Below are 21,178 nucleotides of genomic sequence, written 5' to 3'. Positions count from 1 at the left end.
TGCAATACTTTCGCGCCGTTTAATCAACACAATTATGAGAAGAATATACGGGTTACTGCTGTGTGCGGCCATGTTGTTGCTGGGTGCGGCAAAAGCTTCCGAAACACCGGAAGGCAATGGTTCCATCAGGGGAAAAATCACCACCACCGAAGGTGCGGCAGCCGCGGATGTAACCATTCAGGTTAAAAATTCACCCAAAGGCGCCATTTCCGATGCCGATGGTAATTTTCAGATCAAAGGACTCGCCGCAGGCAGTTACGAACTGCATATTTCACTGATGGGTTACCAGGACCTGACGGAGAAAGTAACGCTGGCGGCCAACGAAGCGGCTGTGATATCGATCAGGCTGCAGCTTACACAGAAAGAACTGGAGGAAGTGATCATCAAAACAGGTGTGCGCAGTTACAAGGCGTCTGCCGTATCGTCTTCACTGCGTCTGCAAACGCCCTTATTACAGGTTCCGCAGAACATACAGGTGGTTACCGGTAAGGCGCTGGCCGACCAGCAGGTGATCAGCATGAGCGATGGCGCTATCCGCAATGTAAGCGGTGCCATACGCATGGAACACTGGGGCGATATGTATACCAATATCACCGCACGCGGCTCGCAGATACAGGCATTCCGCAACGGCTTTAATATGGTGAATTCTTTCTGGGGGCCGCTGACAGAGGATATGAGCTTTGTAGACCATATCGAATTTGTAAAAGGTCCCGCAGGATTTATGCTGGGCAACGGTGACCCCAGCGGATTGTACAATGTGGTGACTAAAAAACCCACGGGCCAGACAAAAGGGGAGGCCGGCCTTACCATAGGAAGCTTTGACCTGTACCGCGCAACACTGGATCTCGATGGTAAGCTGAGTAAGGACGGAAAACTCCTGTATCGCCTGAACCTGGCCGGTCAGCAAAAAAAATCACACCGTGCCAATGAATACAATAACCGGTATTCAATTGCACCGGTGATCTCTTACCAGATCGACAATAAAACAAAACTCACCGCAGAATATACCTGGCAGAAAGCGAGTATGAGCGATCTGGGTTCCTATTATGTGTTTTCATCGGCAGGATTTGCCACGCTGCCCGTTGGGTTTACTTCGCTGCCTGCGGGATTGCCCGGCACCAATATCAACGACCATACGGTGTTGCTGAACCTGCAGCACCAGTTCAACAGCCATTGGAAAGTAACGGCGCAGGCGGGTTACAGCAATTATCGCCAGGTAGGCAGTTCTATGTGGCCGAATGCGGTGAACCCAAATGGCACCATGATCCGCTCGGTGGGCAGCTGGGATGCAAAAAGTGCCATGACCATGGCGCAGGCTTACCTGAACGGCGACATTGCCACCGGTAAGGTACGTCACCGCATACTGGGCGGTATCGATGTGGCCACCAAGGAATATTTTGCCGACTGGGGACAATCGCATGCACTGGACACGGTGGGCGCAGAATTCAACACACGCAATCCCAATCTCGGTGCGCCTGTTAATGGCTATCCTTCCTTCAATTTCCGCACGCCGCTTGAACAGCGGGCCGCTGCGATAGGGGGTACGATGAGCATGCGCAATACCGGTGTGTATTTCCAGGACGAACTGGGATTTTTTGATAACCTGCTGCGTGTAACGCTGGCAGGCAGGTATACCACCGTTACACAGGCACAGTGGGGCGGGGCTGCTATAACGGCCAGCCGGTTTACACCGCGCATCGGTATCAGTGTGTCGCTCGATAAACAGACTTCCGTATATGGTTTGTACGACCAGGCATTTGTTCCGCAGGGCGGACGGCTGGCCAATGGCGGCAAGGTAAAACCCATCACGGGTAATAACCTGGAGTTCGGCATCAAACGCGACTGGGCCGGCGGAAGATGGAATACAGGACTGACAGTTTACCGCATACTCAAAGAGAACGAACTTACTGCTGATCCGTTCAGTCCGCCTGCTTCCGGTCTGAGCATTGTGATGGGACAGAAAAGAGCGCAGGGTATCGAGTTCGATCTGAAAGGCCGGCTGGCAAAAGGCCTGGACCTGGTGGCGAACTATGCCTTAACGGATTCGAAGATCACCAGGGTGGCCAATGGCGTTACCTCTATGAAAGTGGGTGATGTGGTTCCGGGTTATGCCAGACACACGGCCAATGTATGGCTCACCTACCGTTTGCAGGAAGGCGTTCTGAAAGGACTGGGTTTCTCCTCGGGACTCATGTTCCTGGACGGAAGAAAAACTTACTGGGATATATCGCCCGATCCCAACCAGGTATTGCCGGCCTATACCAAACTGGATGCCGGGATCTCTTACGAGAAAGACAACCTGGTGTTCAACTTCAATGTATTCAATGTGCTGAACAAATACCTTTACAACGGATCGTATTATTCCTGGCTTAAGGCATACAACTGGCAGACAGACCCGCCGAGGAACCTGCGTTTCAGTGTTAACTATCGTTTCTAAACCTTATGCGGTTAAAAAAGATCATCGGTTTGATACACCTCTGGCTCGGACTTTCGTCCGGGCTGGTTGTTTTATTCCTGGGTATCACAGGCTGCATACTGGCTTTTCAACTGGAGATAGAGTCGGTTACCAAACCCTACCAGTATGTAAAGGAAAAAGGAGAGAAACTGCTTCCGCCGTCGGTTATCAAACCCATCGCCGAAAAAGAAGTTCCCGGCAAACACCCGCACAGCGTAAACTACCAGGAGGGAAAAGCGGCGCAGGTATTTTTTTACGGCGAGGGTTATTTCCATATCGTTTATATCAACCCCTATACCGGTGCGGTACAGCGGACAGTGGATATGAGCCGTGATTTTTTCCGGATCGTTATTGCGGGACATTATAATTTATGGCTGCCCGTTTCGATAGGGCAACCGATCGTTGCCACGGCCACCCTGGTATTTTTTGTGATGATGGTTACCGGCATTATTCTCTGGTGGCCAAAGAACAAAGCCGCCCGCAGGCAGCGTTTTTCGATCAAATGGACTGTACGCTGGCGCAGGAAGAACTATGACCTGCACAATGTGCTCGGGTTTTATATGTCGTGGGTATCCATCTTTATCGCGATCACCGGCCTGGTCATGGGCTTCCAGTGGTTTGCAAAAGCCATGTATTATGGCACATCGGGCGGTAAGACCATGAAAACCTATTATGAAGCGCTCTCCCGGAAAATACCGGTGGCAGACAGCAGTATACCCGCTGTGGACGCGGTGTACGGAAAAATGCTGGCATTGTATCCCGGAGCCGGCTTGATAGAGATCCATTATCCGCAAAGCGACAGTGCCTCCATCGAGGGCGCGGCCAATCCAAACCCCGGCACGTACTGGAAAACCGATTACCGCTATTTTGACCGGTATTCGCTGAAGGAGATCACCGTTGACCATATCTATGGCCGTTTTGAAAACACTTCTGCGGCAGACAAGATCGTACGTATGAACTACGATGTGCATGTGGGTGCGATAGGCGGCCTGGCAACCAAATGCCTGGCATTCTTTGCCAGCCTGATCGCAGCCAGCCTGCCCGTAACCGGGTTCCTGATCTGGTGGGGCAGAAGAAAAAAGAAAAAAAATACAGCACCGTAACGCTCTTGCATAGTGGTGAAGGCTGAGTTGCAACGGGCAATGCTATAACCGAATTCCCTACCTTGTGCCGGCATGAACCAGAAGTTACCCACCATTAAAGAGATTGCCCGGAGGCTCAATGTATCGGTGTCAACAGTGTCGCGGGCGCTGAGCGATCATCCGCGCATAGGAGCTGCCACCAGAGAGCGGGTAAAACAACTGGCCAAAGAACTCAACTACGAACCCAATGCGCAGGCGATTTTTTTCAAACAGAAAAAAACGCATGTCGTGGGTGTGATCCTGCCCTATATCCGCGAAGAATTTTTTTCGGAAGCGATCAGCGGTATCGAGATGGTGGCGCTGGAACACGAATACACCATACTGTTCGGGCAGAGCTATGACGATGTGGAGAAAGAAAAGGAAGTGGTTAACGCCATGCGCAGGCAAAGGGTTGACGGACTGATCATTTCTCCCTCTAAAACCACTTTGCGGTACGATCATATAGAAGCGCTGGATAATTACGATATCCCTGTTGTGTATTTTGACCGTGTGCCTCTTTCGGAGAAAGCAAACCGGGTATACTGCAATGTATACCAGGGTACCATCGAAATGGTGGGCTGGCTGTTTAACCAGGGATACAGGCGGATCGCCTTTATCAACGGACCGGATAAAATTGCGGCCAGCAGGGACAGGCTGAACGGCTACATCGAAGGCATTTCACGCCAGAAACTGAAAGTGGATATGCAGCTGGTGGAAAACACCGATCTCACCAAGGAAAGCACCCAGGATGCGGTAGCCAAATTACTCGCACTGAAACAGCCGCCCAACGCCATTATCACCTTCAACGATTATGTGCATATGGATGCGGTGCAGTATGCAGACAAACAGCATATCAAAGTGAACCGCGATATCATTTTTGTGAGTTATGCCAACCTGCCCATCACCGCCTATACAGCCAACCCGCCACTGGCATCGCTTGAACAATACCCCTACGCACAGGGCGAAAAAGCCATGAAGATGATCATACGGCTTATGAACGAAAAAAACGCCGAAACACAGGAAGCTGTGTTCCTCTCCGAAGAAATACTGCCCACGCTTGTAATCAACCAGTACCAGCCGCGCTGAGCCTGTGCAACCGACTGCGCATGCAAAAAACAAATAAGCATGCTATTTTCGGCCGGTGGTTGGAAACAGCATGAAACAACGCGTAACGATAGCAACGATTGCCTGCCTGCTGGCAGCGGTATTTTCCTGCACCTGTTTGCAGGCACAGGAAACGGTGGTGCCGGCGGGAGGAAATTCCTGGGTAACGGGTTTGTCTGCGCGGGCCAAAGAAAAAGTGACGAACGAGGGATGGCGCAACTGGCAAACAGCGGCCGCCGTCTGGAACACCTACCTAAGACCGGCAAAACCGGGCAGCCTGCGGCTGGCCGTACTGCTCTCGGTTCCCGCGGGCGAAAGCAGCATCGCTTTTACCATCAACGGCAAAACAAATGCGGTAAAAGCAGACAAGGCCGGTATGCACCGGTACGATATCGGCGAATGGGATATAGCCGCACCTGGCTATGTTATGATTTCCGCGCAGGGGCTGGGCAAAACGGGTGGCGTATATGCCGAGGTGAAAGAATTTTATATCAGCGGATCCGCGGTTGACAGCAATACCGCCTTCGTCAGGAATAACGAGGGTAACTATTTCTATTGGGGAAGAAGAGGGCCTTCGGTGCACATCAATTACGATATTTCCGGTATCAGCGATATCGAATGGTTCTATAACGAGATTACCGTGCCCGCCGGCAACGATGTGATCGGCTCCTATTTTATGGCCGATGGTTTTGCGGAGGGTTATTTTGGCATGCAGGTAAATTCTGAAAGGGAAAGACGTATCATCTTTTCCGTATGGAGTTCGTTCAGGACCGATAACCCCAAGGAAATTCCCGAAGACCAGAAGATCGTACTGGTAAAGAAAGGCCGCAGGGTAACCGCCAACGAATTCGGCAACGAAGGTTCGGGCGGGCATTCGCACCTGGTATATCCCTGGAAAGCAGGGCAGCGGTATGGCTTTCTTTTACACGGAACACCTTTGCCGGACAACCGCACCCAATACACGGCCTATTTTCAGGACCCGGACAAAAAAGAATGGCTGCTGATAGCCAGCTTTATCAGACCGGCAACCAATACCTGGCTGAAAAGACTGCATTCCTTTCTCGAAAATTTCATTCCCGAAACCGGCAACCTTACACGCAGGGCTTATTACCATAACCAATGGGTGAAGCCCAGGAACAGCGACTGGCAGCCATTGCGGACCATGTACCTGACCGCCGACGCCACGGCCGGTAAAAAATACAGGATGGATTACGGCGGAGGCCTAAGCAACGGCAGGTATTACCTTGCCAACGGCGGTTTTTTTAATGAAACGGCGGTATTGCGCCAGCCGGTGACCGTTGTAAGAACGGATACGATGCCGGATATCGATCTCGGAAAACTGAACACCTTGTTACATCCATAACCAAACCATATGAAACGCAAAGAATTCTTAGCAACCACAGGTATCGCAGCGGCGGGACTGGCGCTCAGTTCTTCCGAACTGCTGGCAGCCGGTAAAAAAGCCGATGACAAAGTACGGATGGCCATCATAGGCGTTGGCCTGCGCGGCCAGAACCACCTGGACCTGGTATTGAGAAGGAACGATGTGGACCTTGTTGCTGTCTGTGATATCGATGACCGTATGCTGGCATCGGCAAAGACCATCATCGATAAAAGCGGCAGGAAAATGCCGGAGGTATTCACCGGCAGTGAATATGCATGGAAGAAAATGCTGGAGAAAAAAAAGCTGGACGGCATCATCATAGCCACACCCTGGGAATGGCATAAGCCCATGATCATGGGCGCGCTGGACGCGGGTGTTAAATACATCGGCACCGAAGTGATACTGGGCATTACCCTCCAGGACCACTGGGATGTGGTACATGCGGCGGAAAAAAACAATGCACATGTGATGATGATGGAGAATGTCTGCTATCGCCGCGATGTGATGGCCGTGCTGAATATGGTGCGGCAGGGACTGTTCGGCGAACTCATTCACCTGCAGGGAGGCTACCAGCACGACCTGCGCGAAGTGAAATTCAACGATGGCGTGAATGCATACGGCCATGGCTGCGAATTTGGCGAGAAAGGATTTTCAGAAGCGCACTGGCGCACCAACCACTCTGTTTACCGTAATGGCGATCTGTATCCCACACATGGAATAGGGCCGGTGGCGAATTACATCAATATCAACCGCGGCAACCGTTTCCTGAATCTCTGTTCCTTTTCTTCCAAGGCAAGAGGGCTGCATAATCATATCGTTAAGGCATGCGGACCCACCCATCCCAATGCCGGTGTGGCATTCAAACTGGGCGATGTGGTAACCACTTCGATACGTTGCGCCAACGGCGAAACCATTTTGCTGCAGCACGATACCAACCTGCCAAGACCGTATTCACTCGGTTTCCGCGTACAGGGCACCAATGGCTTGTGGATGGATGTGAACAAGGGTATCTATATCGAGGGCAAATCAGCCAAAGCCCACCAGTGGGATGAGGCCAGGAAATGGCTGGATGAATACGATCACCCGTTATGGAAAAAATACGGACAGGATGCGCAGGGCGCGGGTCATGGCGGTATGGACTTCTTCGTAGTGCACGCACTGGTGGAATCCATCAAACGCAAACTGCCCACACCGATGGATGTGTATGATGCTGCCGCATGGAGTGCGATCACCCCGCTGAGCGAGCAGTCGATCGAACTGGGTAACGAAACCGTTGACTTCCCCGATTTCACCGGCGGCCAGTGGATGTACCGTAAACCCGTGTTTGCACTGAACGATGATTTTTAAGGTATTTCTCCATGCTTGAGTCGATACTGCAGCAATATGGTCTTGCCGGTGAACCGGCGCCCCTCGTCATCCCTTTGCAGGAGGGGCTGATCAATACCACCTGGAAACTGGTGAAGGGCGAAACGTCTTTTATCGTTCAGAAGATCAACCAGGAAGTGTTCCGCCACCCGGAGGATATTGACAATAATATTGCGCTTATCGCACAGCATCTGGAAAACGCGTGCCCGGATTATTTTTTCGCCGCGCCCATTGCCACACCGGATGGAAGATCGATGGTGCACGACCCGGTGCAGGGCTATTTTCGGGTGTTTCCCTTTGTCAAAGGATCGCATAGCAAGAACATTGTACAGGCGCCGGAAGAAGCCTATGAAGCCGCGCGGCAGTTCGGCCAATTCACGGCGGTGCTAAGGGACTTCGACAGCAGCCGGCTGGTGGCCACCATTCCTGCATTTCACGATCTCGGGCTGCGGTATCAGCAATTTGAACGGGCGGTGCGGCTGGGTAACCAGGAGCGCGTTAAAGAAACCGCATCCATGATCAGGCAGCTGCGCAGCAACAGCCATATCGTGGATGACTACAAACGGATTCAGAAAGACCCGTCCTGCAGACTGCGCGTAACCCACCACGATACCAAGATCAGCAACGTGTTATTCGATGCACATAACAAAGGCATCTGCGTAATCGATCTCGATACGGTGATGCCCGGTTATTTTATCAGCGATGTGGGCGATATGATGCGCACCTACCTGTGCCCCGTAAGCGAGGAAGAGGCGGATACGGCAAAAATAGAAGTGCGGCGCGCCTTCTATGAAGCCATCGCCGAAGGCTACCTGAGTGTTATGGCCGATGAACTCACGGCTACGGAAAAGCATTATTTCCTGTATGCCGGCAAATTCATGATCTATATGCAGGCGCTGCGTTTCCTGGCAGACTACCTGAGCAACGATGTATACTATCAGTCCTCTTACCCCGGTCAGAACCTGGTGCGCGCCGGCAACCAGGCGGTACTGCTGGATCAGCTCTCCGATATGGAAGTTTCCCTGCGCAGCGCGGTATAAATCCCTGCCCGTTTTTTGCTGCGAAGAACAGGCGGACAGCACCTGAATTGCCCAATTCTGCGGCTTTCGCTATTTTCACTCTATAATACCCGCTTATGGCCCTCAATTACGTCTGGATACTGTTCTTTGTGATCGGGTTGATCATCGCGCTGATCAAACTCATTGTCTTCCAGGATTACGAAATATTCAAGCGACTGGTGGAAGGCATATTCGATGCATCCAAATCATCCGTGATGGATATCGGGCTGCCGCTGGCGGGTGTGATGATCTTTTTCATGGGACTGATGAATATCGGCGAAAAAGCAGGCGCCATCAATTTCCTTGCACGGCTGCTGGGTCCGTTTATGAAACGCCTTTTCCCCGAAGTGCCGGAGAAACACCCGGCGATGGGACAGATGGTCATGAACTTCAGCGCCAATATGCTGGGACTGGATAATGCAGCCACGCCCTTTGGTTTGAAGGCCATGGGCAGCCTGCAGGAACTGAATCCGTCGAAAGACACCGCGAGCAATTCGCAGATCATGTTCCTGGTGCTGCATACAAGCGGGCTTACGCTTATTCCCATATCCATCATCGCATACAGGGCAAGCGGCGGAAGCACCAACCCAACCAGTGTGTTTGTGCCGCTGATGATTGCAACAACCATCGCCACGATAGCCAGTATCATTGTAACGGGTGTTTACCAGCGTCTGCGTTTCGACAGGGTGCTGGTGCTCTGGCTGCTGGGTATGATCACCGCGATATTGTTGTTTGCCGGTTTTATCCACAGCCTGCCTTCGCAAAAAGACCTACCGACACCCAGCCTGCTCACAAAGGAAACATTCAGCAATGTGCTGGGTAATATGATCCTGCTATTCGTTGTGTGTGCATTTATCATTGGCGGATGGCGCAAAAAAGTGGATGTGTTCAGTGCCTTCATCGAAGGAGCAAAGCAGGGATGGGAAGTGGTGATCAAAGTGCTGCCTTATCTGGTGGGACTGCTGGTTGCCATCCGTGTATTCCGTGAGAGCGGTGCACTGGAGGCGATCATCAACGGCATCACCTGGTGTTTTACCTCGCTTGGTTTCAGCGGCGAATTTGTGCCTTCCCTGCCCGTGGCAATCATGCGCCCTTTCAGTGCGGGTGGTTCCAGGGGACTGATGCTGGATATTTTCAAGACGCATGGCGCGGATAGTTTTGTGGGGCAGCTGGCCTCCACTTTCCAGGGCAGTGCAGATACAACCTTCTACATCGTAGCGCTGTATTTTGGCAGTGTGGGTATTAAAAAAGTACGGTATGCCATCTGGGCCGGTATGATCGCCGACCTGATCGGCGTTATTTCCGCGATCGTGATCGCTTATATTTTCTTTAAATGATCGCTGTCATGCAACACGAGGCCGTAAAAGACCTTATCCGGCAATTGCAGCTGCAGCCGCATCCCGAAGGCGGGTATTACCGCGAAACCTACCGTGCCGCGGAAACCATGGCAGCCGCTTCCTTGCCCGGGCGTTTTACCGGGGACCGGGTTTTTTCCACAGCGATCTATTTTTTGCTGGAGAAAGGAAATTTCTCCGCCTTTCACCGTATCCAAAGCGATGAGTGCTGGCATTTTTATGCGGGTGATCCGCTGCAGGTTCATGTAATTTATCCCGACGGGCGATATGGGTTGATCCGGTTGGGTAACGATCCTGTCAATGGTTGTTCCTTTCAGGCAGTGGTTCCTGCCGGATGCTGGTTCGCATCCGAAACAGCGTTGGGCGGCAGCTATTCGCTGGTAGGCTGCACTGTTGCACCGGGATTCGATTTTGCAGATTTTGAATTGGCAAAACAGGCTGAACTCTTATCGGCATATCCCAGTCATGCGACAGTAATCCGAAGGTTGTGCAGACAGTGACAAAAAACGCGGTCTGAAACGATTTTATGGTTGGGTGAAGCGCTTTGGGGATTTTCTCATCATCCCGATCATCATAAGAAAAGCCATGAAAATGATTACCTGTATGATAAACGATCGGTTCATCAACGGGATCCTGTTGACCGGTTCGATGGCGAAGAACAGCAGGATGGTAATCAGACCGCGCGGGGCAACAAACAGCAACGGGAACAAAGGCAGCCGGTTCAGTGTTAGCAGCATGGCCCTCAATGATACGATCGCAATAACCACACCGGCAGCCCAGCCGAGCGTGTCCGGGTTAATGATCTCTGCAATTTCTATCAGGTATCCGAACAGGATGAAGAAGATCGATCTTACCAGGAATGTGGCTTCAAGCGTGAGGTATTTGAAACGGTGTACTTCTTCGTTCAGTTTTTCCGGATGTAATTTCCGTATCCAGGCAAATCTTTTCAACTCATCGAGGTTGCCAAGAAAAAGACCGAATAACAGGATGAAGATCAGTCCTGGCAGGTGAAATATTTTAGACAGCTCATATATCAGTATCACAAGCAGGATGATCGGCGCGAACTTGATATGATGATCGATCCTGTTCAGCAGTACGGCGAGACCGATGGTTGCGATAAAGGATACAATGACAATGACAATGATATCCCATGCAAATCCGGTTACAGAATAAAAATTGATGCTTTCGTTGATGACGACAAAATTGAAGAACAATACACCGAGTATATCTGACAGGCTGCTCTCATAAATGATGAACTCCTTGTCTCCGGAGCCCAGGTTCTTCACGCTGGGTATGGCTATCGCGCTGCTGATAACGCAGAGGGGGATCGCATTGATCAGGTTCTGCCTGAAATCAGGTTGCCCGTATAACTGAAATGCGTATGCCAGTCCAAATGCAAGCACCAGCATAGGTACCAGCGACACGATAAAAGATTTCCGGATCAGTTTTGTTTTTGATGCGTTAAGTTCCAGTTCAAGTGATCCTTCCAGCACGATCAGGATAAGACCGATGGTGCCGAATACGGGTAGCAGGGTAGTAAGATCCGGTATCCGGAGCTCCAGCCACTCAGATATCCTCCTTGCCAGCCACCCCAGCAGCAGTAGCAGGATAACAGCCGGTATCTTTGTTTTGCCTGAGGTCAGATCGAATATATAAGCGATCAACAGCAATACACATATGGTAATGATAATGGATGCCGTCATACGATGATTTTTCCAAATATGTGTCCGGGGTAAAAATACGGATTCGGCAGTATGGCTGCTTATATATAAATTTTGCGCATCAGAACGCTCAGGAAAAATCCATGCGACTGATTTATTAGCAACTGCACAGATCACCAAAACGGCCCCGTCAATCGGCGACTGAAAACCTCCAGGCCATCCAGGGCTGATCCATTGTGGTGTTTGAAATGATCTATGATGATTTGCTTTCTTGTCGTATTTTGCTGACGGATTAGCTAAAACTGTATACGTGTGAGAAAATGCTGCGAAGGAACCTGTGGGTTCCTGCTTTTGTTTTTTTTCTGGATTTATGCCGTTCCTGCCGTAGGTCAGAACAAAAGGCTCGACAGCCTGCTTTCGCTGAATAACCAGCACCATTCCCCCGATTCTGTCAAATGCATCCTGCTGAAAGACATCGCCCGGTCTTACCTGCAACTGAAAAACCCGGAAAGGATGGAATTGTACATCGATTCCGCATTACTGGTTGCTTCCAGACTGCCCACCCGCAAACCGATCACCTACCTGTATAACCGTTTGGGGGCGATGTTCCATAATGCAGACCGCTTCAGGGCCATTCAGTATTATAACAAAGCCATAGAAAACGCCCGCCAGACCGGGTACCTGCGGATGGAAGGCGGCTCTTTGCTGAACCTGGGGGCGCTGTATATGACGATACAGGATTATCCCAAATCGCTCGACGCGCATGAACAGGCCTTACGCACTTTCACGGTAATGCGCGATACCGCCGACATTGCAAGCTGCTATATGAATATGTCCTATATCTACAATAATATGGGACAGAAAGAAAAAGGGATGGAGTATATCAAAAAAGCATTGCGCTCTTTTGAAACAGACAACCAGGGGAGAGGGATGGCAGTGGCTTACCAGGAGATTGCCAGTACTTATATGAACGCAACAGACCAGGAACTGCAACGCATGGGTGTGCAGCCGGCCAACCGCTGGCGCGAAGCAGCTTCGGTGCTGGATAAAGGGTTGAAAAAATCATTGTTCACAGCAGATGAGTCGCTGATCTCCTCCTTTTACGCCGCACTTGGAAAACTGAATGAGAGACTGGGCGATGTGGCTGCCGCAAAAAGAAATTACCTGCAGGCCGTTGCCATCCTGAAAGATAAACAGGATGAAGAATCCTATCCCGATAACCTGGTATATGCCGGCCGCTTTCTTGCCAACATGGCACAGGAAAAAGCCAGCGGGCTGGCCTTGCTGCACGAGGCGCTGGTTGCTGCAAGAAAAAACAGCAGTATGGGCAGCGTAGGCGATGCGCTGGGCGCCCTGAGCAGCGTACATGAAAGAACAGGCGATTACGACAGCGCATTGATCTATTTCAAAAAAGAGATACTGGTGCGCGACAGTATTTTCTCGCGCGAAAAAGAACAGGAGATCACCCGCAGGCAGATGAAGATCGATTTCGACATCAGGGAAAAAGATTACCAGAACGCCCAGCAGCTGTCGGATATCAGATTGCGGCAGCAGCAGCAGGAGATATTGCTCCGCAACCAGCAACTGCAGATCAGCGATAAGGAAAAAAGACTGCAGCGCCTTGTATTTCTCCAGCGGCAGGCTGAATTGCAGAAACAAAAAGAACAGCAGGCAGGTCTTTTGCACCGCGAACAGATGGAGTCTGAGTACAGGCAGAAAACGAGCGCACAGGAGATCGGTCTCAAAAATGTGCAGCTGGCTTCCAACAGGCGACTGTCCCTTTTCCTCGCCGTGGTGGTCATTGTTATGATCGTTGCAGCCATGCTGATCTACCAGAGCCGTAGAAAAACGGTCCGCCTGAACAGGCTTGTTTCGGAACAGAAGCAGTCGCTCGAAGAACTGGTGGATGTGAAAGACAAAATATTCAGTATCGTAAGCCACGATCTTCGCGGGCCGGTGAACAATATCGTTGCACTGAGTTCGATTATCGAAGAAGAAGCTATTGAAAAGGAAACGCTGCAGCTGTATGTGAACCAGATCAAGCGCACGCTCGATCACACCTCTACGCTGATGGAGAACCTGCTGAACTGGTCGGCCAGCCAGATGAAGGGCTTCAGACCGGTGATCGAGCATGTTGATATCTGCCAGGTGGCGGAACGCACCCTGGCGGGAATGGACCGGGTACTGCAGAACAAACACCTCAAAGCGGTGAATAAACTAATGCCGGGTTTGTATGTGAGTGGCGACAGGAATATGATCGAGCTCATCATGCGCAACCTGCTCAGCAATGCGATCAAATTCTCGCGGCCGGGCGATATGCTTGAACTGTCTGCAGACCGGCAGGATGCTGCCATTGTATTTGCTGTGAAAGACAATGGCGTGGGCATGGCGGAAACCAAGGTTCAGTACATCAATAACCCCGCGATACTGTCGGTGGAAAGCACGAGCGGCACGCAGAAAGAGAAAGGCACCGGTCTGGGTCTTATGCTCTGCAAACATTTTGCCGCCATGATGGGCGGAACCATAACGGTAAAAAGCGCGCAGGGTCAGGGCAGCAGGTTCTATGTTGCCCTGCCGGCAGCAGTTTGATAAGAAACCGCCCCTATTGCTGAATGGCTGCATTGTCAAAACAATGCAGCCATTCAGCAATAAAACAATTTACCCTGTATTATTAATTATTCCCCAAACCTGGTCAGTGTTTTCTTGGCAACGATGTTATCGAGCAATAACTGACGGTATGCGCCGCTGAGCGGAACAACGGCATTGCCCGTGAGTTTGATATCGGCAGCGCCGATATGAATGATATGGAGCAGGTTGATGATATACTGTTTGTGTATCCTGGCAAACAACCGGTCGGGCAGTTGTTTTTCTAGGTTCTTAAGGCTTACCAGTATGAAATGCGATTTGCCGCCCACGGTAATGATCTTCGAAAAATCACCCATGCTTTCTATGTACAGCACATCGCCCATGTTCACCCGTATGTAGTTGTTCTTTTCTTTTACGAAGAAATAATCCTGTGCGTCTATCGTGCGGATCATGTCCTGCATCACCTGCGCGGCAGGCAGGCTTTTTTCCGCACCCAGTTTTTTCTTTGCCAGGATATACTCCACGGCTTTGTCGGTGGCCCTGATCAGCCGGTCCAGTTGCACGGGTTTTACGATAAAATCGATCACATCCAGTTCAAAACTTTCAGCGGCATGCTCGCTGTGCGCGGAGATAAACACGAACACCGGCGGTTTTTTCAGGCTTCTGAGCAGGGAGATACCCGAAAGATCGGGCATGTCTATATCGGAAAACACGATGTCAACTTCGTTCTCTTTCAGGTAGTGCACGGCCTGCACGGGATCTTCAAAGGAGGCGGCCAGCGAAAGTTTGGTAATCTTCTTGATCTTGGAAACCAGAGAATGAAGTTCTATAATATTGTCTTCAACCGCGATACAGGAGTACGTCATAATGCCCTCAGCTATTTTGCTAACCGGTTACAAAATAGGTAAAAAGCGATAATAATGATTTTTAGCGCGGTTTTAAATGCTCATCTACTGGGTTGGGGTTTTTGTCTACTAATTAAAAGGGGTTATCAAATTTGTTTTTTGCGGTAATATGGCTGTCCTATGTTTACGCCATGAAAACAAGGTACCCTCGGCCCGCGTTTTTGTAACTAAATGACTGCTAATGAGATAGGGGTTCTCTGTCTGCAACCCAGGCAATACCCACGCAGGTTCTGACCTGTTCCTCCACATTGGTGTCTTCTTCAATCCGGTATCCGCTAAGCCAGCCTACATTATCCTGAACAGATAAATAAAGCAGGCAATTTATTCCCTAAGGAAGCCTTTGTCTTCCCGAACGGCCGGACCATATCAACCATCCTAAACATGCAAACCAAAACGTACAAATACCCTAACATGCGACAGCTAACCCATGCAGTAAGAAGCAAGCAGCTCTCCCTGGTTGCCAGGTGTTGCTTACTTGCTCTTTTTATTCTTGTTGCCATCCTCCTTTCGACGAGTAAATCGAGGGCACAGGACAGGATCGCCATCGGCAGTCTTCAGAAAGACAGTACCGCCGGTATATGGCATCCCCTGAAAACAAGCGGTTCCGTAACCGTATCTTATCAATACGTAGACTGCGGTCCGTTGGAAATGATCCAGTTCAGGATCAGCAATACCTCTTCCGACAGGCAAACGGTTTCCTGGAAGTACCGCGTTTTCCAGAACGGCACCGAAAAGACCCAGAACCCCGATGATGCTGCGGTGAAACTGACGGTTGATGCCAACGCTTCACTGAAAGGCGCCTGCTTTGCCGAGAACAGCAAACTGTCGGTACTGGTGCGCGAGTCTGGCCTGATGGCACTCGTGACAGACATTGAACTGACCGAATTGCTGGTAACCATTGCACAATAACCCTACTTAAGAACACTTATGAAACATTTGTACAAATTTTTAGGGATTCTGCTGGTATGGGTGATTGCCGCCGGTGCGAATGCCCAGACCATCACGAATATTACCAATTCAACGTATACAGAACATGCACCCGCCATTACCATTCACCCGAACTTTACCGTTACGGGTGGTGACGGTTTTGGCGGCGGTTATATGCTGTTCGATCTCACCAACGGATCACTCGGCGACCAACTGGGTATCAAGAGCGACGCCAACCCGAATGATCTGGGCGCCATATCCGTTTCAGGCACCGGTATTTTTCTCGGTAACGGAACCGGCACCAATATCATCGGTTCCATCGATGGTGTGCTGAACGGACAGAACGGGCAGAAGCTCAGGATCAATTTCACCTCCAACTTCGAGAACCCTTCTTTTGAGTCGGGACTGAGCGGCTGGACCGTGGTAAACCAACAGATATTTTTAGGTCAGACGCAGTTGTTCGGTTTCACCACACCTGCGGATCCTACCTATCCTTCCAATACCAGGAACAAAGACCTGAACGTGCCGGCATCTGCCACTTACAGCTACCAGTTCAGCACCACCGAAAAAACACAGGGCAACCAGTCGCTCCGGTTGTATGCATCCATGACCACAGCCCTTGGCTGTGATGTGGTGCACGGAGGCTATGCCTACAGCGCGCCGTTTCAGTCAAATGCCGGCGATGTGCTTTCTTTCGACTGGCGGGCACTCGGCGGAAGTGACGCTTATGATATTTTCTGCTATATCGTCAATGTAAATACCGGGGCATCTACTATCGTACTCAACCAGACCGGCGCCAATACTTCTGCGGCAACAGCCTGGGCCCCGGCCAGTGTATCCGTTCCAACAACGGGCACCTATCGTTTTGTCTTCGTTTCCGGAACCTGGGACCAGACCTGCGGAAGGGCAGCCGGTGCATCGCTGTATATCGATAACGTGAAAGTATTCGGCAATAACGTAACACCGGAGATCATAACCAGTCTTGCGCGTCATATCACCTACCAGAACAACTGCGGTGTATCTTCGGCAACACGCAATCTTACGGTAACGCTTGCCAAACCGAATAACACCACCGTGTCCACCAGTTCCACCATTGAATTGACCACCTATCCGCCGGTGGCGGTGGCGAAGAACCTTACGGCCGCGCTGGGAAGCAATGGCCAGGTAACGGTATCACCCGCTGCGGTTAACAATGGTTCTACAGACGATTGTTCCATGACATTTACGCTTAGCAAAAGCAGTTTTACCTGCACCAATATCGGCGACAACCCGGTTGTGCTTACGGTAACCGATCCTTACGGGAACGCCGCCACTGCCAACGCCGTGATCACAGTGGTTGATAATACGGCACCGGTCATCGTCTGTCCGTCAAACCTTGTCATCACCGCCCCGCAGGGCTCGTGTAACGCTGCGGTGACGGTACCTGCACTTACTGCAACCGACAACTGTACGGCTTCTGCGAACATCGTGATCAAAAACAGTTTCAATAATTCGGCAGATGCATCAGGCACTTACCCGATAGGCGTTACCAACGTTGTATGGACCGCTACCGATGCATATGGCAATACTCAAACCTGTACACAGAACATTACCGTACAGGCGCCGGAAATCAATCTTACCGGTAACAATACCAATATTGTAAATGATTCACAGACACCATCTGAAAACGATAACACCGGTTTTGGCACGGTGACTACCGCAACACAGGTTACAAAATCATTTGTGATCCAGAACAGCGGTACCAGTGTCCTGACCGTACAATCCATCGGTATCAGCGGAGCAAATGCAGGTGATTTCACCATGGGTGGTATTACCCTGCCCGTTTCTCTGGCGCCAGGTGCAACGGCCGGTTTCAGCCTGGTATTCCAGTCGGCAACCGCAGGTGTGAAGAATGCGCAGGTTACCATCAACAACACGGACTGTGACGAAGCAACCTACCGTTTTGCCGTAACAGGCACTGCCTATTGCACGGCGCCGGTATTCAGCAACCTCAATCCCTACCTGCAGGCTTCCACGGCAGCAAACAGCTGCAACGCTGTGGTGAACTATGCACTTGCGGTTTCGGGTACACCGGCACCAAACGTGAATTATACCTTTAGCGGGGCAACTACCGCCAGCGGTACAGGCACCGGAAGCGATCAGACCTTTAACAAGGGCATCACGCATGTTACCGTTACTGCGGTAAATGGCTGCGGAACACCGTCTGTTTCGTTTGATGTAACGGTGGTGGATAATGTACCGCCGGTTGTTAAAACAAAGAACACAACCCTCTACCTCGATAACACGGGTAAGGCAACGCTGAATGCCGCATCGCTCGATGATGGCAGTACCGATAACTGCGGCGCCGTAACCTTCCTTACCAACAGCAGCGGCATCATCTGCGCAACAGCGGCAGAGGGCAGCTGGCTTACCATCACCGCGCCGGCAGGGAAACTGATCAGTGCCATCGATTTTGCATCGTACGGATCACCCACCGGAACCTGCGGTAATTTTGCGCTCGGAGCCTGTCATTCTTCGCTCAGCATGTCTGTATTGAGCCAGGCCATCGGTAAGAACAGCTTTACCATTGCCGCCAGCAATGCAATATTTGGCGATCCCTGTTACGGAACGGTAAAACGTCTCTGTGTACAGGCGTCTTATGCCAGCACGGGTACCAGCAATGTGTACGACTGCAGCAAACTGGGCAATAATACCGCCACGCTGATCGTAACAGACGCCGCGGGCAATTCTGCCTCGGGCACAGCAACGGTTACAGTGGTGGATAATATCAGTCCTAAGGTTGTTACAAGAAATATCGCTGTCTGTCTGGATCAAAACGGCAATGCCGTTATCACACCGGCGCAGATAAATAACGGTTCTACCGATAACTGCAGTATCGCTTCTTATGCATTGAGCCAGACAGACTTTACTTCGGCCAATGTGGGGGCCAATACGGTTACACTCAGCGTAACCGATGGCAGCGGCAATGTAGGCACCGCTACGGCAATCGTAACGGTGAACGGACAGCCCATTGTTTCGGTAGAAAAAACCGATGTTGCCTGTGCGGGCGGTGCCAGCGGAAGCCTTGTTGTTTCGGTAACAGGCGGATCCACACCTTATCTGTATTCAAGAAATGGCGGCGGCAGCTACCAGGCTTCCAACACCTTTGCCGGATTGACAGCAGGCACATATTACGCGGCTGTCAGAACGGCAAATGGCTGCGTATCGGCCGTGCAGCCGGTGGTTATCGGTACCGTGGTGGATGTGACCAATCCGACCATTACGGCACCCGCTTCTGTCAGCGTAAATGCAGACCTGGGTTATTGCGGCGCTGCGGTGAACCTCGGTTCGCCTGTGGCATCGGATAACTGCGGTGTGCAGAGCGTGGTTAACAACAGCAGTTCCTTCCTCACCGGAGGCAGGTACCCGATTGGGGTTACCACGATTACCTGGACTGTAACGGACAGATCCGGCAACACCAGTACCGCAACGCAGACCGTAACGGTAACGGATAACCAGGCTCCGCTGATGAATATCCCGGTTGATATCAGCGTAAACAACGACGCAGGCGTTTGCGGCGCAGCGGTGGCTGCTACGGCACCCGCGACCTCGGACAACTGTGGACTGGCAAGCGTGGCTGGTGTGAGAGACGATGGTAAGGCGCTGGATGAGGTTTATCCGGTAGGGGTTACCACCATTACCTGGACAGCAACTGATCTGAGCGGTCTTACCGTAACCCAAACGCAGACCGTAACGGTAAAAGACAATATCGCACCTGTTCCGACTGTAGCAGAATTGCCGGTACTTACAGGCGAGTGCTCGGTAACAGTGCCGCTTCCTATAGCAGTTGACAACTGCGGCGGAATCATCAGTGGCGTTACAGAAGATCCATTGGTATATACAGCTCAGGGAACCTACACGGTTAACTGGGTATACAGGGATGCAAGCGGTAATGCCGTTTCGCAGACGCAGACCGTGATCGTGAAAGACATTACGGCTCCTGTTCCGCAGGTGGCAACCCTGCCAACGATCTCGGGTCTATGCTCAGCAGTGGTTATCAACGCACCAAAAGCGACAGATAACTGTACAGGCGTAATCACTGCCACAACAAGTGACCAGCTGATCTATACGACAAGAGGCACTTACACCATTGTATGGAAATACGATGATGGAAATGGCAATACCACAACGCAGAACCAGACCATTATGGTTACGGATGCAACACCACCTGTGGTGACAGCACCTGCCGATACCACGGTTAACTGCGGCGGCGCAACTGCACCGGCGGCAACAGGTACGGCAACGGCAACAGACAATTGCCATGTTTCTTCGATCACTTATACAGATGAAACAACCGGCAATCTGATCACCCGTACCTGGAAAGCGACAGATCCTTCCGGAAACACAGGAACAGCCATCCAGAAGATCGCGATCGGAGCGGTGTTTGCACCGTATATCACGTCTGTTCCGACAACCAGTACGTACACCGGTGGTGTGGCAACCAATCTCTACCTGGGTTATGGTGCGCAGAGCACAGCCCTGCAGGTAGGTACACTGCCCTCAGTGGGTGCACCTTACAGGTATAGCTGGACGGGCAGTGCCACCAACCTGCTGAACAGCACAAGCAGTGCAGCGCCGGTGTTCTCACCGGTGGCGGCCGGCAGTTACACATTCGTGGTAACGGTTACCAACAGGTACAACTGCAGTTACACAACAAGCATTACCATCTGTGTAACCGATATACGTGTACCAGGAACCAAAGGCGGTGCCAAAGTATTTGTATGTCATGCCACAGACGGTAAGAACGGTTCACATACCATAGAGATATCGGTTAACGCCGTGCCGGCGCATCTGAACGGCACCTGCGGCGGTCATGGTGGCGACAGGCTGGGCAGCTGTGAGCAGGCTCCTTGCAACAGCGGCAGCAGCAGCGCCTTCGCAACCACCACGAAGCAAACGGTAACGCAGGAAATGGCTGCAAAAGCCACCACTGCAGCTGCTGTTTCCGAAGCGGAACTTGCGGTGACCGTGATGCCGAACCCTTCAACCACCTATTTCACCCTCAAACTCACAAGCAGGAGCGATGCTCCGGTTAGTCTCCGTGTGCTGGATGGAACAGGAAGAACGGTTGAGGCAAGGACTAAACTCCAGGCAAACAGCAGTCTGCAGGTAGGACATACCTACAGCAGCGGCACGTATTATGCTGAGTTTACCCAGGGAGGCAGAAGAAAAGTGGTGCAACTGATCAAGACAAGAGGGTAGTAACCCTGGTAACTGC

General features: G+C 51.4%; 13 protein-coding genes. 11 read left to right on the top strand and 2 right to left on the bottom strand.

Features of this window, described 5'->3' with window-relative positions; genetic code table 11:
* The first annotated feature begins 34 nt into the window (after positions 1 to 34).
* The 8 genes from GWC94_RS07715 (at position 35) to GWC94_RS07680 (ending at position 10,342) form a co-directional block, all read left to right on the top strand.
* Positions 35 to 2,437 (top strand): TonB-dependent receptor, encoded by a 2,403-nt coding sequence (locus GWC94_RS07715; RefSeq protein WP_161834475.1) that lies wholly within the window; start codon positions 35 to 37, stop codon positions 2,435 to 2,437.
* A gap of 5 nt (positions 2,438 to 2,442) precedes the next feature.
* The gene (locus GWC94_RS07710; protein ID WP_161834474.1) at positions 2,443 to 3,558 is read left to right on the top strand and encodes a PepSY-associated TM helix domain-containing protein; all 1,116 of its coding nucleotides are present in this window, start codon (positions 2,443 to 2,445) and stop codon (positions 3,556 to 3,558) included.
* Between the two features lie 72 nt (positions 3,559 to 3,630).
* Positions 3,631 to 4,662 carry a LacI family DNA-binding transcriptional regulator gene (locus tag GWC94_RS07705; protein ID WP_161834473.1) on the top strand — a complete coding sequence of 344 codons (1,032 nt, stop codon included), beginning with the start codon at positions 3,631 to 3,633 and terminating at the stop codon, positions 4,660 to 4,662.
* Between the two features lie 70 nt (positions 4,663 to 4,732).
* The gene (locus GWC94_RS07700) at positions 4,733 to 6,043 is read left to right on the top strand and encodes a DUF3472 domain-containing protein (RefSeq protein ID WP_161834472.1); all 1,311 of its coding nucleotides are present in this window, start codon (positions 4,733 to 4,735) and stop codon (positions 6,041 to 6,043) included.
* Between the two features lie 9 nt (positions 6,044 to 6,052).
* Complete coding sequence (locus GWC94_RS07695; protein ID WP_161834471.1) at positions 6,053 to 7,411, top strand: Gfo/Idh/MocA family protein; 1,359 nt, start codon at positions 6,053 to 6,055, stop codon at positions 7,409 to 7,411.
* An 11-nt stretch (positions 7,412 to 7,422) separates the two neighbouring features.
* Complete coding sequence (locus GWC94_RS07690) at positions 7,423 to 8,469, top strand: phosphotransferase enzyme family protein (RefSeq protein WP_161834470.1); 1,047 nt, start codon at positions 7,423 to 7,425, stop codon at positions 8,467 to 8,469.
* Positions 8,470 to 8,564: 95 nt separating this feature from the next.
* Positions 8,565 to 9,824, top strand: a complete 1,260-nt coding sequence (locus GWC94_RS07685) for a nucleoside recognition domain-containing protein (RefSeq protein WP_161834469.1) — start codon at positions 8,565 to 8,567, stop codon at positions 9,822 to 9,824.
* A gap of 8 nt (positions 9,825 to 9,832) precedes the next feature.
* Complete coding sequence (locus GWC94_RS07680) at positions 9,833 to 10,342, top strand: cupin domain-containing protein (RefSeq protein ID WP_161834468.1); 510 nt, start codon at positions 9,833 to 9,835, stop codon at positions 10,340 to 10,342.
* A gap of 24 nt (positions 10,343 to 10,366) precedes the next feature.
* Here the strand turns inward: GWC94_RS07680 and GWC94_RS07675 are convergent, their stop codons facing one another.
* Positions 10,367 to 11,545, bottom strand: coding sequence for a cation:proton antiporter (locus tag GWC94_RS07675; RefSeq protein ID WP_161834467.1), 1,179 nt, complete (start codon positions 11,543 to 11,545; stop codon positions 10,367 to 10,369).
* 270 nt (positions 11,546 to 11,815) lie between these two features.
* Between GWC94_RS07675 and GWC94_RS16810 the strand changes: the two genes are divergently transcribed.
* Positions 11,816 to 14,092: a tetratricopeptide repeat-containing sensor histidine kinase gene (locus tag GWC94_RS16810; RefSeq protein WP_161834466.1), complete on the top strand. Its 2,277-nt coding sequence runs from the start codon at positions 11,816 to 11,818 to the stop codon at positions 14,090 to 14,092.
* A gap of 86 nt (positions 14,093 to 14,178) precedes the next feature.
* Here the strand turns inward: GWC94_RS16810 and GWC94_RS07665 are convergent, their stop codons facing one another.
* Positions 14,179 to 14,955 (bottom strand): LytR/AlgR family response regulator transcription factor, encoded by a 777-nt coding sequence (locus tag GWC94_RS07665; protein WP_161834465.1) that lies wholly within the window; start codon positions 14,953 to 14,955, stop codon positions 14,179 to 14,181.
* Between the two features lie 450 nt (positions 14,956 to 15,405).
* Between GWC94_RS07665 and GWC94_RS07660 the strand changes: the two genes are divergently transcribed.
* Entirely contained in the window at positions 15,406 to 15,903 is a 498-nt protein-coding gene (locus tag GWC94_RS07660) for a hypothetical protein (RefSeq protein WP_161834464.1), read from the top strand.
* Positions 15,904 to 15,921: 18 nt separating this feature from the next.
* The gene (locus tag GWC94_RS07655; protein WP_161834463.1) at positions 15,922 to 21,162 is read left to right on the top strand and encodes an HYR domain-containing protein; all 5,241 of its coding nucleotides are present in this window, start codon (positions 15,922 to 15,924) and stop codon (positions 21,160 to 21,162) included.
* Positions 21,163 to 21,178 lie beyond the last annotated feature (16 nt).

This window comes from Sediminibacterium soli, from assembly GCF_009939225.1.
In the GTDB taxonomy this organism is placed as follows: domain Bacteria; phylum Bacteroidota; class Bacteroidia; order Chitinophagales; family Chitinophagaceae; genus Sediminibacterium; species Sediminibacterium soli.
Note: the sequence above shows the minus strand (reverse complement) of the source record. Positions and strands in the feature narration are given on the sequence as shown.